This window comes from uncultured Salinicola sp. (genome assembly GCF_937921195.1).
GTDB lineage: Bacteria > Pseudomonadota > Gammaproteobacteria > Pseudomonadales > Halomonadaceae > Salinicola.
Map to the genome: position 1 here is coordinate 1 of NZ_CALFQK010000165.1, position 11712 is coordinate 11712.

The window sequence follows — 11712 nt, forward strand, 5'->3', positions numbered from 1 at the left end:
GGGGTCGATCTTGCGCGAGGGGGCGATGTCCGAATGTCCCAGGATCGAGGTCGGTGGAAGGTCGTAGCGGCGAATGATGTCTTTCGCCAAGGCGATGACCGCGTCGATCTGCCGGTCCGGATAGATCTGCCACTGTCTCCCCGACGCCGTGTCGCGGGGTCCCTGATTGACGATCTCCACGCCGATGGAGGTGTCGTTGAGCTGCGTGCGATCCTCCCAGGCGCTGATGCCGGCGTGCCAGGCACGATCGTTCTCGTCGACCAGTTGCCACACGCGTGGCAGGCCACCTTCGGCCCGCGGGTGCCGAGCCACCAGATAGTGCGAACTGACGTTGGGCCCAAGCAGTGTGCGAAGCGCTCGAGGCGCTTCGGAGTCGGTGTAGTGCAGAACCAGATAGCGGATGCGGTGATTGTAGGCCTGCGACTGATGGGTGTGATCGGCCACGTAGCCTTGCCGGGGTTCCAGGCCCGGCGAACTTGCACAGCCGGCCAGCACCGTCATCGACAAGGCGCCGATGAACAGCAGGGTCGCAATGCCACGCCACGATGCAACGCGATGAGGCGTCATAACACGTCCAGCAGATAGCGGGTCAGCAGACCCAGAGTGAGGGTGATCGAGAAGCTCAACATCGTACCCAGGAGTACGTACTCGGTGAGCTTTCGGTCGCGATCTTCGTAGAGGTCGCCGAAACGCAGCACCGACTTGGCGGTCAGTAGAAAACCGATCGCGGCCATCTGGTGGCTCAGCACGAAAGTCAGAATGAGAAAACGTTCCAGCATGCCGATCCGGGCGCCTGCGTCGGCCAGCGTGCCGCGGGTGTCGACCCCTTCGCTCCAGCGGCGCATGATCAGCGCGATCATGACCGAGGCGGGGCGCATGACCAGTAGATACGCCAGGGCGACCAGCAGGGTTCGGGGCTGCCACACCAGGCTGACATCGATGGCGACAGGCAGGGTGCTGCCGTCGATGACCCACCACCAGACGACGACCAGCACCAGTAGATGCAGAAGCTGGTCGAGAATGAAGAAACTGACGCGACGAGCCGGCGTATAGCTTTTCAGCGTGTCGATCATCCAGTGGGTCAGACCCACGATCCCCGTACCGATCAAGGCGTCGCGAACGGGCACGCCGAAAGCGACCAGGATGGCCAGGCACAACGACATGTGAATGCCGACATGCCAGTAAAGCGAGCGAGCGCGGAAATGGTGTTGCTGCTTCTGGCGTGCCCAGGCGTCGCTCTGCAGGACGAAATCGGCGACGGTGTGCGATAGCAGCAGCGCCAGTAGCAGCGACAGGCTGATTTCGCTCATGTAACGGTCTCCAGGCGTTGCCGGGTGAACTCGAGGAAGTCGCGAATCAGCGACCAGCGCGCTGCGCTCAGGCGGCGATTGATGGTCGGCTGCGAGCGTCCCAGGCGTTTGGCCAGTTCACTTTGGGAGTGATCGGCGAGGAGACTGAGGCGAATCACTTCCGCTGCGTTGTGACTCCAGTGACTGATGATATCGTCGGCAAACTGGATCAGCAGGTTCAGGTCGGGCTGGGGGGCGGCGAGGAACAGTCCCAGGCGCTGATGGCCCTGGCTCAATGCATCCAGGCCCTGGCCGGAGCGCACGAAAGCCTCCCCGTCGGCATTGATGAAATCGTCCGGCGCCGGAACCTGTCCCTCGCCGATTCCGATGGCGATGCGTGCGTCCCAGGTCTGTCGTCGTGAAGGGGAGTGCTCGATCAGGCTGGCACGCATGATGACGGCCGCGACGATGCTGTCCTCGATCCTGGGAACCGCCAGTTGGAAGGCATCGCCCCGGAACCGGGTGCCCACGGCGCCCAAGTTCCGGCCGAGACGTTCGATCCCCGTGTCGATCGCGCCGCGCAGCTTGCGCTTGTCGGCAATATCGCGAGAGGCAACGATGTCTCCGCTGAGCACACCGATCGATGACATGAGACTCCTTATCGATATCCATGCAGGGTAGATGGATTATAGCCTAAAAAAGCTATTTCTGCGTTTATGCATAAAAAACACTATCAAGGCTGAGGCGCTGAAGATATCGATAGGCTGAAGGTAAGCGAGTACTGTATATATATCCAGCTTAAGGTTGTAAATTTTGTTATCCCGACGATGTCCGGGCTCGAGGCTCGGCGGCAGGTATGGGCCCTGCCGATGCTGCCTCGGCACCGATCAGCCTGGCTGCCACCCGGTTCCGGCCGTGCGCCTTGCAGTCATAGAGCGCCTGGTCCGCCTGGGCGATCATCTCGTCGATATCGATCAACAAACCGTTGGGACTCGTGACCACGCCGACGCTAACGGTGACGACGGGGGCAACGGGAGAATATTCGTGGGGCAATCCCAGCGCCTGGATCATGCCTCGCATCGCGTCTGCCAGTGCCCAGGCTTCCTCCTTGCCGGTATTGATCAGCAGTACCAGAAACTCTTCACCGCCCAGGCGCACCACGACATCGGTATCCCGGCGGAAAGTGTCTCTCAGCACGCCGGCGATATCCACGAGACAGCTGTCGCCTGCCGGATGACCATAGTTATCGTTGAAGGGCTTGAAATGATCCACATCGATCATCATCGCCGATACCGTGCAGCTCAGCCGGCGACTGAGAGGGACGAGCATGTCCAGGCGCTTCTCCAGCATCCGACGATTGCCGAGTCCTGTCAGAGGGTCGTTGAGCGTCTGTTCCAGCAGTGCGGCGTTATGGCTTCTCGACTCCTCTATCAACTGCTGCAGTTGTCGCGCCAGAAGTCCCACGACATCGGTGCGGCTGGAGAGATCGAAGGGCATCTCGCGCGGCGCATCGCTGAAATCATGCGCGAAACGGGCGTGGTCGGCCAGGCGCCTGAGCGGTACCAGCAGCCAGCGGTCGACCAGCCACAGCGTGGCAGCCAGCCCGCACAGGCCAAAGGGACAGGCCATCAGCATGGCAAGCGCGTATGTGCCTCCGGCGGTGACCGTGAACCAGGCCGCTGCTGACATGGCCAGCGAGCTGCATAGCCAGACCCCGGCCAGAACTACCAGCGTCCGGGTCGACAGATGATTTTTTATTCTCGGCATGCCTTGAACCGATGTTCTGGTTATTGAAGCCCGCGCTGCGTCGTCGGATGAGCGGGAATCGGTTCCATCCGGATCGAGGCGGGAGTGTGCGTGGCCGCACCTTCAATATCGACGGTCATAAGAGAAACTGTAACGCTGCCAGCAGGGCCGTAACCAATTAGATGTCATTGATTTAGCTCGGTCTTAACCAGATTTTTTGCAGACGGGTAATCCTGGAGACAAAGGCGCCGGATATTCCCTTCCGTATCAATCCGTCGCCAACGGATTCCATTCGATGTCTTTCTGCTGGAATAACATCGGGTTTACCTCGATAGTGGTTGTTGAAGCCACACCCCATAAAACGCTGCATGGGTCTTTTCCATAGCCTGCCGCGTGGATAAGAGGGGAAATGAACCATGAGTTAAATAAATATCGGTAATTGATTCCCGTTAAAAAAATCATCTCGACAAGCCTTGCAAGTTTTTAGATATCGGCAATAATGTCCTCGCTTAAACCAATCCGCAACGGAACAACGAATGTCTCTACTCAGCGATTACGTCAAGAAAGAACAGCTCCTGAAGCAGCTTGAAGAAGAGCTGAAGCGAATGGAGGGTGATCAGCGCCTGAAGTCCGAACTCGAGTTCAAGGAGAAGCTCGAAGCCCTGATGGCGGAATACGGCAAGACGACGCGTGACGTCATCGAACTGCTGAGCCCGGCCGAAGGCTCCCAGGCTTCGACCGCGCAGACGGGTTCGACCGGTGGGCGCCGCAAGCGCAAGCTGAAAATTTACAAGAACCCCAAGACGGGTGAAGTCGTCGAGACGCGTGGCGGCAACCACAAGACGTTGAAAGCCTGGAAAGACGAACACGGTGGTGATACCGTCGAATCTTGGGTTGTCAGAACGGAAGACTGAGCGGTTTTTACTCTTCACCCCGCTTAGCCGAAAGAGCCCTTCGCCAGTGATCCTGGCGAGGGTTCTGTTTTTTGGTACCCTCAGGCCTTGGAACTGATGCCGCCGAAGCCGCCGTGCCGGGATTCTCCGCTCGGCCCGTAAACGCTGCCGCCAATGGCGCGGTTCAGAAAATCGATCGCCTGCTGGTTATGCTCGAGCCGCGAGGAGATGATGTGGCCGTTGAGACGGTTGGTTCGACGGACCCGTTCCGCCAGCTGACGAATCCGCTGCCAGGCCTCATTCATGCCGATGGCGTCAGCGAATCGGTCCGCGCCCTGGCTTCCGACGCCAAACCCCTGCGACCGTTGGTGCTCTCTGCGCTGACTCTCGAGCCGATCGAGCACGCTCAACTGCTGCTGCTTCGACGCCGCCAGTTCGCTGAGGCGTTCGCCATCGGCGTTGCCCGAGCCGAGACAGACGGCTTCGGCTTCCAGCGTTTTGGAGAACGCTTGCAATAGGGCTTGTTGCTCACGGAGTAGTTCGGCTGGCGTCATGTCAGATTCCTGGATCCGGACCGGGTAAGTCAAATGATCAACGTTCGCCCAGCATGTCGCGGACGCTCTGGATCAGGCCGTCGGCGATCTTGCCGGTGTCGAGTTCGAGCCGGCCTTCGGAGATGGCCTGGCGGATGTCGTTGACGCGGGCAGTATCGATATCACCGCTGTCGTCGGTGGTCGGAATCTGGCTCAACGTCGTGGTCGAGCCGGCCGTCGTCTTGGCGCTCTCCAACGATTCAACACTCTTGCGCTGCTCGGCGGCGTCGTTCTGAGTGGGGCGAGTCAGCGGCTGTGTCTGGTCGATTTTCAAGGTCGTTACCTCATGGCTGGATGCACGATGACGTGGTTTCCTACGTTATCGGCAAAACCGGCGGAAGCTGAAAGAGATCGAGGAAGAGTTTTGTTAAAAAATTTATCCGGCCGGGCTAGAAGTCGACCCGCAGTCGATCCTGGCCCGTCACTCTCCCTTGAAGGATCTGGTTGTTCTCCGTCTTGAGACGGATCGTACTCCCCAGTCCACCATTATCCAGCGCCTCGACGTTGCGACTGACACGGAATCCCTGCCCGACAGCGGTCAGCACCACCGTGTCGCCACGTTTTACCATCCAGGGCTTTCGCAGCATGGCCTCGGTCAGCGTGGTACCAGGCGGTATGCGCCGGGTGGCGACCATGCCGGCCGCCTCGGCGGGATCGTCCAGATAGCCACGGCGGAGGCGGGAAATGTCCGTCTGCTGCCAATCCAGCGCCGCCGCATCGAGCCGCTGTCCCGGGTCGATCGGCCGACGCGCCACCAGATGGCGGACCACGGCGGAGACCGTCGCCTGCAGATAGCGGGTTCGGTTGTCATGGCCACCGCAGTGCACGCCTACCGTCACCCGGCCCTGGGGCATGCCCGGTCGCGGCAGGAAAGGCTGGGGCGCCGGGCAGTCCCCGAGATCGGCCGCGCTTTGCTGAAGCTCGATCTTGACCTGATCGCCGAGTGAGGCGGTCTGCTGGTGCAGGAATCGCTCCACGCTCGCGCTCACCGCATCGTTCGGAGGAACATCGGTATCCGCCTGCGATATCGAAGGTATCGGCAACAGCGACAGCGCGAACAGCAGCGCCATCAGGGTCATGGCACCGGTCCAGACGACGCGTCGCAGGCCGGGGCGGAACTTCGACCGGCAGTGCTGAAACGTTTCGGGTGGATCTGCTCGCATGACATGGACCTCGGTGGCTAGCAGGCTCGCGGTATCCCGCGTCGATCGACGGAATTCCCCACAGTGGAAGCGATTTTAAACGGGCCAGCCGTCAGGCATTGATAAAAATGGCGCGCAATTACGGGTCTGTTTACACGTTTGGCACGAACATCCCGCCGCTATTCTCCACTCTGTCAATTTTCCAGCGAACGCCACTCGAGGTGCACGGCATGTTCGACAAGTTGGATAACGCGCTGCGCTTCCAGCAGGAGGCCATCAATCTGCGCGCGGAGCGCCAGCAGGTGCTGGCCAATAACATCGCCAATGCCGATACGCCCAACTTCAAGGCGCGGGATTTCGATTTCCGCGCCGAGTTGAACCGGGTGATGGAGCAGGGCCGCAGCGAGTCATCCGGCGGGCTGTCACTGGCGCGGACCTCCGCCCGGCACATTCCCGGCCAGGCCGGTGGCGGGGCAGGGGTTCGGGATCTGCTCTACCGGATGCCGGATCAGCCCAGCCTGGACGGCAATACGGTCGACATGGACCGGGAGCGCTCGGCCTTTGCCGACAATTCGCTGCGTTATCAGGCGGATGTCACTTTCGTCAGCCGCAAGATCCAGGGGCTGAAGAAAGCCATGCAATCGGAGTAACACGATGTCGATGTTCAGCGTATTCGAAATTTCCGGCTCGGCGCTGTCCGCCAATTCACAGCGGATGAACGTGACGGCCAGCAACCTGGCCAATGCGGACAGCGTCGCCGGGCCTGACGGGCAGCCTTATCACGCCAGGCAGGTGATGTTCCAGGCCATGAGTCAGCAGGGCGGCAGTGCGGGCGGGGTCCGCGTCAACGGCGTGATCGAGGACGACACCACGCCGATGCGTATGGAATATCGGCCGGGGCACCCGTTGGCGGACGAACAGGGCTACGTGACGATGCCCAATGTCGACCCGGTCAACGAGATGGTGGATATGATCGCCGCCTCCCGTTCCTATCAAGCCAACGTCGAGGTCATGAACACCGCCAAGACGCTGATGACGAAAACACTCACCATCGGCGAAGGCTGATCGGTGTCGGTCCATAGCGAGGAGATGTCATGTCCAGTCCGGTGATCGGCAACAGTACCCTGGCCAACATCAATGGTGCGGCCGCCCAGAGCTCCACCACGGGAGTCGAGTCCGGCAGCGAGCTCAACGATCGTTTCATGACGCTACTGGTGACGCAGTTGAAGAACCAGGACCCGACCAGCCCGATGGAAAATTCGGACATGACGGCGCAACTGGCTCAGATCAATACCGTCAGCGGTATCGAGAAGCTCAACGACAGTCTGTCCGCGATTACCGATCAGATCGACGCGGGCCAGGCGTTGCAGGCCACGGCGTTGATCGGCCAGGGCGTGATGGTGCCGGGCAACAGGATCCTGGTGGGATCCGCCGATGGCACCGACGGTGTGGTCACGACGCCGATCGGCGTGGAGCTGGATAGCGCCGTCGAGGATCTGCAGATCGATATTCGCGGCGCCAGCGGCGAGATCATCGACAGCTTCTCCACCGGGCCCTTGTCCGCTGGCGTCCACAGCTTTACCTGGGATGGCAAGCTGGCCGATGGCTCCAGCGCTGCCATCGACAGCACCTATACGGCTTCCTTGACCGGAACCGTCGGTGAGGAGACCTACGCGCCGACTGCGCTGAACTACGCCCTGGTCAACGGGGTGATTCAGGGGGCGAACGGCGCCCAGCTCGACTTGGGATACGCTCAGGATCCCGTGGCGCTCTCGGAAGTGCGTCAGATTCTCTGAGTGAGATTCAGTAACGACATCAACCGTTCTAGCGGACGCAACCGATAAACGTAGGGGATCAGTCATGGGTTTTTCGCAGGCATTGAGCGGCGTCAACGCCGCTTCCCAGCAGTTGGATGTGATCGGCAACAATATCTCCAACTCCCAGACCAAGGGGTTCAAGAGTGGGTCGGTCCAGTTCTCCGACGTCTTCGCCAATAGCGCGGTCGGCCTGGGTACCCGGGTCTCCGGCGTGCTTCAGGACTTCAGCACCGGCAGCCTCGAGTCCACCGGACGCAACCTGGACATCGCCATCAGCGGCGACGGGTTCCTGCGCTTCCAGCAGGAGGGCGAAGTCGGCTACTCGCGCAACGGCCAGTTGACGCTGACCGCCGACGGATTCCTGGAGAACGCCCAGGGCGCCCGGCTGATGGGCTATGGCCTGGCGGATGCCGCCGACGTCAACTCCGGCGTCGTCGTCGGCGGCCAGCCGCAGGTGCTCAACGTGCCGGCGGCGGATATGCCGGCAAGCGCTACCGGTGCCACCGGAACGGGCATCAACATTCAGCTCAACCTGGATGCCTCCACCGTGGCCGACGACTCCTCGACCGCGGTGCTCTACGACAACCTCGCCGCCAAGACCGCCGAAGACAACACCCAGCAGACCTCCGTCGCCTACAACTACTCCACCAGTTTCACGGTCTACGACTCGCAGGGTGCGCAGCACAACGCCACGCTGTACTTCCAGAAGACCGGCGACAATGCCTGGAGCGCCCGCACGGCGCTGGACGGCGTGCTCACCGACCAGACGCTCACGGCGACTTTCGATAGCGCCGGCAAGCTGGCCACAATCGACGGCGAAGACGCCACGGCCAATCCGGTCACCTGGCCGAATCTGGCATTCACCAATGACGAGCTGGGCGACGGCGTCGATCCGATCAACGCCACCTTCAACATGGCGGGCAGCACCCAGTTCTCCAACGACTCCACGGTCAAGAGCCTGGCGCAGGATGGCTACGCCTCCGGGGCGTTGGTCGGCGTCAGCTTCGCCGATGACGGCTCCGTCGTCGGCAGCTACTCGAACGAGAAGACCGTCAACCTCGGGCAGATCGCGCTGGCGACCTTCCGCAATCCCGAGGGCCTGTCGCCCTCCGGTGGCAACCTGTTCGCAGCGACCGCCACCTCAGGCAACGAGCTGCTGGGCACCGCGGGAACCGGAACGCTGGGGTCGATCGAAGCCGAAACGCTGGAAGCTTCCAACGTCGACCTGACGACGGAACTGGTCAACCTGATCATTGCGCAGCGCAACTATCAGGCCAACACCAATTCGATTCGTACCCAGTCCGAAGTCATGGATCAGGTCGCCCAACTGCGCTGATGACGACACGCCGCCGATCGCGATGTGAGCGGCGGCAACCTCGCTTCCAAAGGGTTTCAGCATGGATCGGATTCTCTATACCGCCGGTGGTGGCGCGAGCCAGACCATGGCTCAGCAGTCGGTGGTCAATAACAACCTGGCCAACGTCAGTACCCCCGGGTTCCGTAGCGAGCTGATGGCTCTCCGCGCGGTACCGGTGGAGGGCGACGCACGCCTGCCGACTCGCGTCGCTTCGATGATGAGTACTCCCGGCGCCGATTTCACGCCGGGCACCATCAGTACCACCGGGCGCAGCCTCGACGTCGCGCTGCAGGGCGACGACACCTGGTTGGCATTGCAGTCGCCAGACGGTGGGGAGGCCTACACGCGGCGCGGCGATCTCCAGGTCGACGCCACTGGCCTGCTGACGTCGCTCGGCAATCCGGTTCTCTCCGACAACGGACAGGCCATCGTGGTGCCGCTCGGCGGCGACGTGACGATCGCGCCGGACGGCTCTATCAGCGTGCTGGAGCCGGGCCAGAATCCGGACGCCGTGGCACCGCTGGCGCGCCTGAAGATGGTGGTGCCGGGCAACGACAACCTGGTGCGCGGGGAGGATGGCCTGTTCCGCAGGGTGCCGGCGCAGGGCGAGGACGTCGCGGCACCGCTGCCGGCCGACGATACCCGGCGACTGGTTCCCGGGGCGCTGGAGGGCAGCAACGTCACTCCCACCGACGCGATGATCTCGATGATCGACAGTGCCCGCCGCTACGACATGCACATGAAAGTGATCGAGAGTGCGGACGAGAACGAACAGCGCGCCAACAGCCTGCTCTCGCTAACCAGCTGACGTCAATTTCGACCAGCGGTGCCAGCCACTTCACGCTAGTGCACCGACAATGAGGTTCCTGTCATGATCAAATCTCTGTGGACGGCCAAGACCGGTCTGGAGTCGCAACAGGTCAAACTGGACGTGATCTCCAACAACCTGGCCAACGTCTCGACCAACGGTTTCAAGCGATCCCGTGCCGTGTTCGAGGACCTGCTCTACCAGAACGTGCGCCAGCCCGGGGCCCAGTCGTCGGTGGTCGATACCCTGCCTTCCGGCATGCAGGTGGGTACCGGTGTGCGCCCCGTGGCGACCGAGCGGCTGCACACGCAGGGCGGGCTGCAGAATACCGAGAACTCCCGGGACCTGGCGATCAACGGCAAGGGATTCTTCGCCGTGCAGATGCCTGACGGCACCACCGGCTACACCCGCGACGGCAGTTTCCAGGTCAACGAGAACGGCCAGCTGGTCACCGCCGGGGGATATCCCGTCGATCCACCGATCGTGATTCCGCAGAACGCGCTCTCGATCACCGTCAGCCAGGATGGCGCGGTATCGGTCACCCAGCCGGGAACGTCCCAGAGCAATGAAGTGGGGCAGATCATGCTCTCCACCTTCATCAATCCGACCGGGCTTCAGAGCATCGGCCAGAACCTGTACCTGGAAACCGATGCTTCGGGTCCGCGTACCGATCTCAACCCGGGCCTGGATGGCGCCGGCAAGCTCTATCAGGGCTATGTCGAGACCTCCAACGTCAATGTGGTGGAGGAGATGGTCAGCATGATCGAGACGCAGCGTGCCTACGAGATCAACAGCAAGGCCGTCGAAACGTCCGATCAGATGCTCCAGCGTCTGACGCAGCTATAAACCGGGGAAGACGCGTGTTGCTGACCGCACAACTAGCCACGACGTGGCACAGAGTGATGATGCTGATCGGCCTGGGGCTGGCGACGGTCGTGGCGGGCTGTGCCCAGATCCCCAGACACTCCGTGGTCGAGAATTCCGCGCCGGTGGAAATCCCTTCGACGCCGCCGTCCCAGGCCAATGGTTCCATCTACCAGGCCCGCTTCGGCTTTCAGCCGCTGTTCGAGGATCGGCGCCCGCGCCAGGTCGGCGACATCATCACCATCGTGCTCGACGAGCAGGTCAGTGCCAGCAAGAACTCCGCCGCGAATGCCACTCGCAACGGATCCGCCACCTTCACGCCGGGGGTGGTTCCCAACCCGATCGACTTCCTCGAGAAGTACGGCACGGATCTGGAGGGCGAGAACGTGTTCAACGGGTCCGGTGGGGCAAACGCCAACAACACCTTTACCGGGACGATCACCGTGACCGTCTACGACCTGCTGGCCAATGGCAACCTCAAGGTACGCGGGGAGAAACAGATCGCGATCAACCAGGGCACCGAATACATCCGGTTCTCCGGCGTGGTCAATCCCCGGGCGATCAGCGGTTCCAATACCGTGCAGTCGACCCAGGTCGCCGACGCCCGCATCGAGTACATCGGTGACGGCTATATCAACGAAGCGCAGACCATGGGTTGGCTGCAGCGCTTCTTCCTCAACATTTCGCCTTTCTGATGCCTATGACCCGCCTGTCCCGTTCGATCCGGATTCGCCGCCCGTCGCTGGCGCAAACACTGGTGCTGGTGGCGATGCTGCTGTGCAGCCTGGGGGCGCAGGCCCAGCGCATCCAGGACCTCGCCAACTTCTCCGGCGTGCGTGACAATCCGCTGGTCGGCTACGGACTGGTGGTCGGCCTCGACGGCACGGGGGACCAGACCACCCAGGCCCCGTTCACCGGCCAGAGCATTACCAACCTGCTGTCGCAACTGGGGGTGACGATCCCGGCCGGCACCAACATGCAGTTGCGCAACGTGGCCGCGGTCATGGTGACCGCGAAACTGCCACCGTTCTCCCGCCAGGGGCAGGAGATCGACGTCACCGTCTCCTCCGTCGGCAACGCCGATAGTCTGCGGGGCGGGACGCTGCTGATGACGCCGCTCAAGGGCGCGGACGGCCGTGTCTATGCGCTGGCCCAGGGCAACGTCTATGTCGGCGGCGCCGGTGCCCAGGCGGCCGGCAGCAG

Annotated in this window: 16 protein-coding genes; 9 read left to right on the top strand and 7 right to left on the bottom strand. The window is 62.0% G+C overall.

The features are described 5' to 3' along the window. The 4 genes from Q0602_RS18505 to Q0602_RS18520 form a co-directional block, all read right to left on the bottom strand. Positions 1–567: N-acetylmuramoyl-L-alanine amidase (locus Q0602_RS18505; RefSeq protein WP_298846499.1), on the bottom strand; the 567-nt coding region annotated here is incomplete at its 3' end. Continuing rightward, entirely contained in the window at positions 564–1310 is a 747-nt protein-coding gene (locus Q0602_RS18510) for a DUF3307 domain-containing protein (RefSeq protein ID WP_298846502.1), read from the bottom strand. The genes Q0602_RS18505 and Q0602_RS18510, both read right to left, overlap by 4 nt. Further along, positions 1307–1939 (bottom strand): hypothetical protein, encoded by a 633-nt coding sequence (locus Q0602_RS18515; protein WP_295036248.1) that lies wholly within the window; start codon positions 1937–1939, stop codon positions 1307–1309. The genes Q0602_RS18510 and Q0602_RS18515 overlap by 4 nt, the downstream gene beginning before the upstream one ends. 166 nt (positions 1940–2105) lie before the next feature. Beyond that, positions 2106–3056 (bottom strand): GGDEF domain-containing protein, encoded by a 951-nt coding sequence (locus tag Q0602_RS18520; protein WP_298846504.1) that lies wholly within the window; start codon positions 3054–3056, stop codon positions 2106–2108. 515 nt (positions 3057–3571) lie between these two features. Here Q0602_RS18520 and Q0602_RS18525 point away from each other — a divergent pair. Next, positions 3572–3949: a histone-like nucleoid-structuring protein, MvaT/MvaU family gene (locus Q0602_RS18525; protein WP_295036246.1), complete on the top strand. Its 378-nt coding sequence runs from the start codon at positions 3572–3574 to the stop codon at positions 3947–3949. A gap of 80 nt (positions 3950–4029) precedes the next feature. Here Q0602_RS18525 and Q0602_RS18530 read toward each other — a convergent pair whose 3' ends face one another. The 3 genes from Q0602_RS18530 to flgA all read right to left on the bottom strand — a co-directional run bounded on the left by Q0602_RS18530 (position 4030) and on the right by flgA (position 5684). After that, positions 4030–4482, bottom strand: coding sequence for a flagella synthesis protein FlgN (locus Q0602_RS18530; protein ID WP_298846506.1), 453 nt, complete (start codon positions 4480–4482; stop codon positions 4030–4032). A 37-nt stretch (positions 4483–4519) separates the two neighbouring features. Then, positions 4520–4795 (bottom strand): flagellar biosynthesis anti-sigma factor FlgM, encoded by a 276-nt coding sequence (gene flgM / locus Q0602_RS18535; protein ID WP_295036244.1) that lies wholly within the window; start codon positions 4793–4795, stop codon positions 4520–4522. A gap of 115 nt (positions 4796–4910) precedes the next feature. Then, positions 4911–5684: a flagellar basal body P-ring formation chaperone FlgA gene (gene flgA / locus Q0602_RS18540; protein ID WP_298846509.1), complete on the bottom strand. Its 774-nt coding sequence runs from the start codon at positions 5682–5684 to the stop codon at positions 4911–4913. 209 nt (positions 5685–5893) lie between these two features. Here flgA and flgB point away from each other — a divergent pair, with 209 nt between their 5' ends. The 8 genes from flgB to Q0602_RS18580 form a co-directional block, all read left to right on the top strand. Next, positions 5894–6313, top strand: a complete 420-nt coding sequence (gene flgB / locus Q0602_RS18545; RefSeq protein WP_295036242.1) for a flagellar basal body rod protein FlgB — start codon at positions 5894–5896, stop codon at positions 6311–6313. Positions 6314–6317: 4 nt separating this feature from the next. Continuing rightward, on the top strand, positions 6318–6728 hold the full coding sequence (gene flgC / locus Q0602_RS18550; protein WP_295036241.1) for a flagellar basal body rod protein FlgC: 411 nt from the start codon (positions 6318–6320) through the stop codon (positions 6726–6728). Positions 6729–6757: 29 nt separating this feature from the next. Continuing rightward, positions 6758–7459: a flagellar hook assembly protein FlgD gene (locus Q0602_RS18555; protein WP_295036240.1), complete on the top strand. Its 702-nt coding sequence runs from the start codon at positions 6758–6760 to the stop codon at positions 7457–7459. A 64-nt stretch (positions 7460–7523) separates the two neighbouring features. Next, positions 7524–8816: a flagellar hook protein FlgE gene (flgE, locus tag Q0602_RS18560; RefSeq protein WP_298846512.1), complete on the top strand. Its 1293-nt coding sequence runs from the start codon at positions 7524–7526 to the stop codon at positions 8814–8816. A gap of 61 nt (positions 8817–8877) precedes the next feature. Beyond that, entirely contained in the window at positions 8878–9645 is a 768-nt protein-coding gene (locus Q0602_RS18565; protein WP_298846514.1) for a flagellar basal body rod protein FlgF, read from the top strand. A 63-nt stretch (positions 9646–9708) separates the two neighbouring features. Continuing rightward, on the top strand, positions 9709–10491 hold the full coding sequence (flgG, locus tag Q0602_RS18570) for a flagellar basal-body rod protein FlgG (protein WP_149434777.1): 783 nt from the start codon (positions 9709–9711) through the stop codon (positions 10489–10491). Between the two features lie 56 nt (positions 10492–10547). Further along, a complete protein-coding gene (locus tag Q0602_RS18575; protein WP_298846515.1) occupies positions 10548–11204 on the top strand; it encodes a flagellar basal body L-ring protein FlgH in 657 nt (218 codons plus the stop codon). Positions 11205–11278: 74 nt separating this feature from the next. Continuing rightward, a partial coding sequence (locus Q0602_RS18580) for a flagellar basal body P-ring protein FlgI (protein ID WP_298846519.1) occupies positions 11279–11712 on the top strand: 434 nt, incomplete at its 3' end.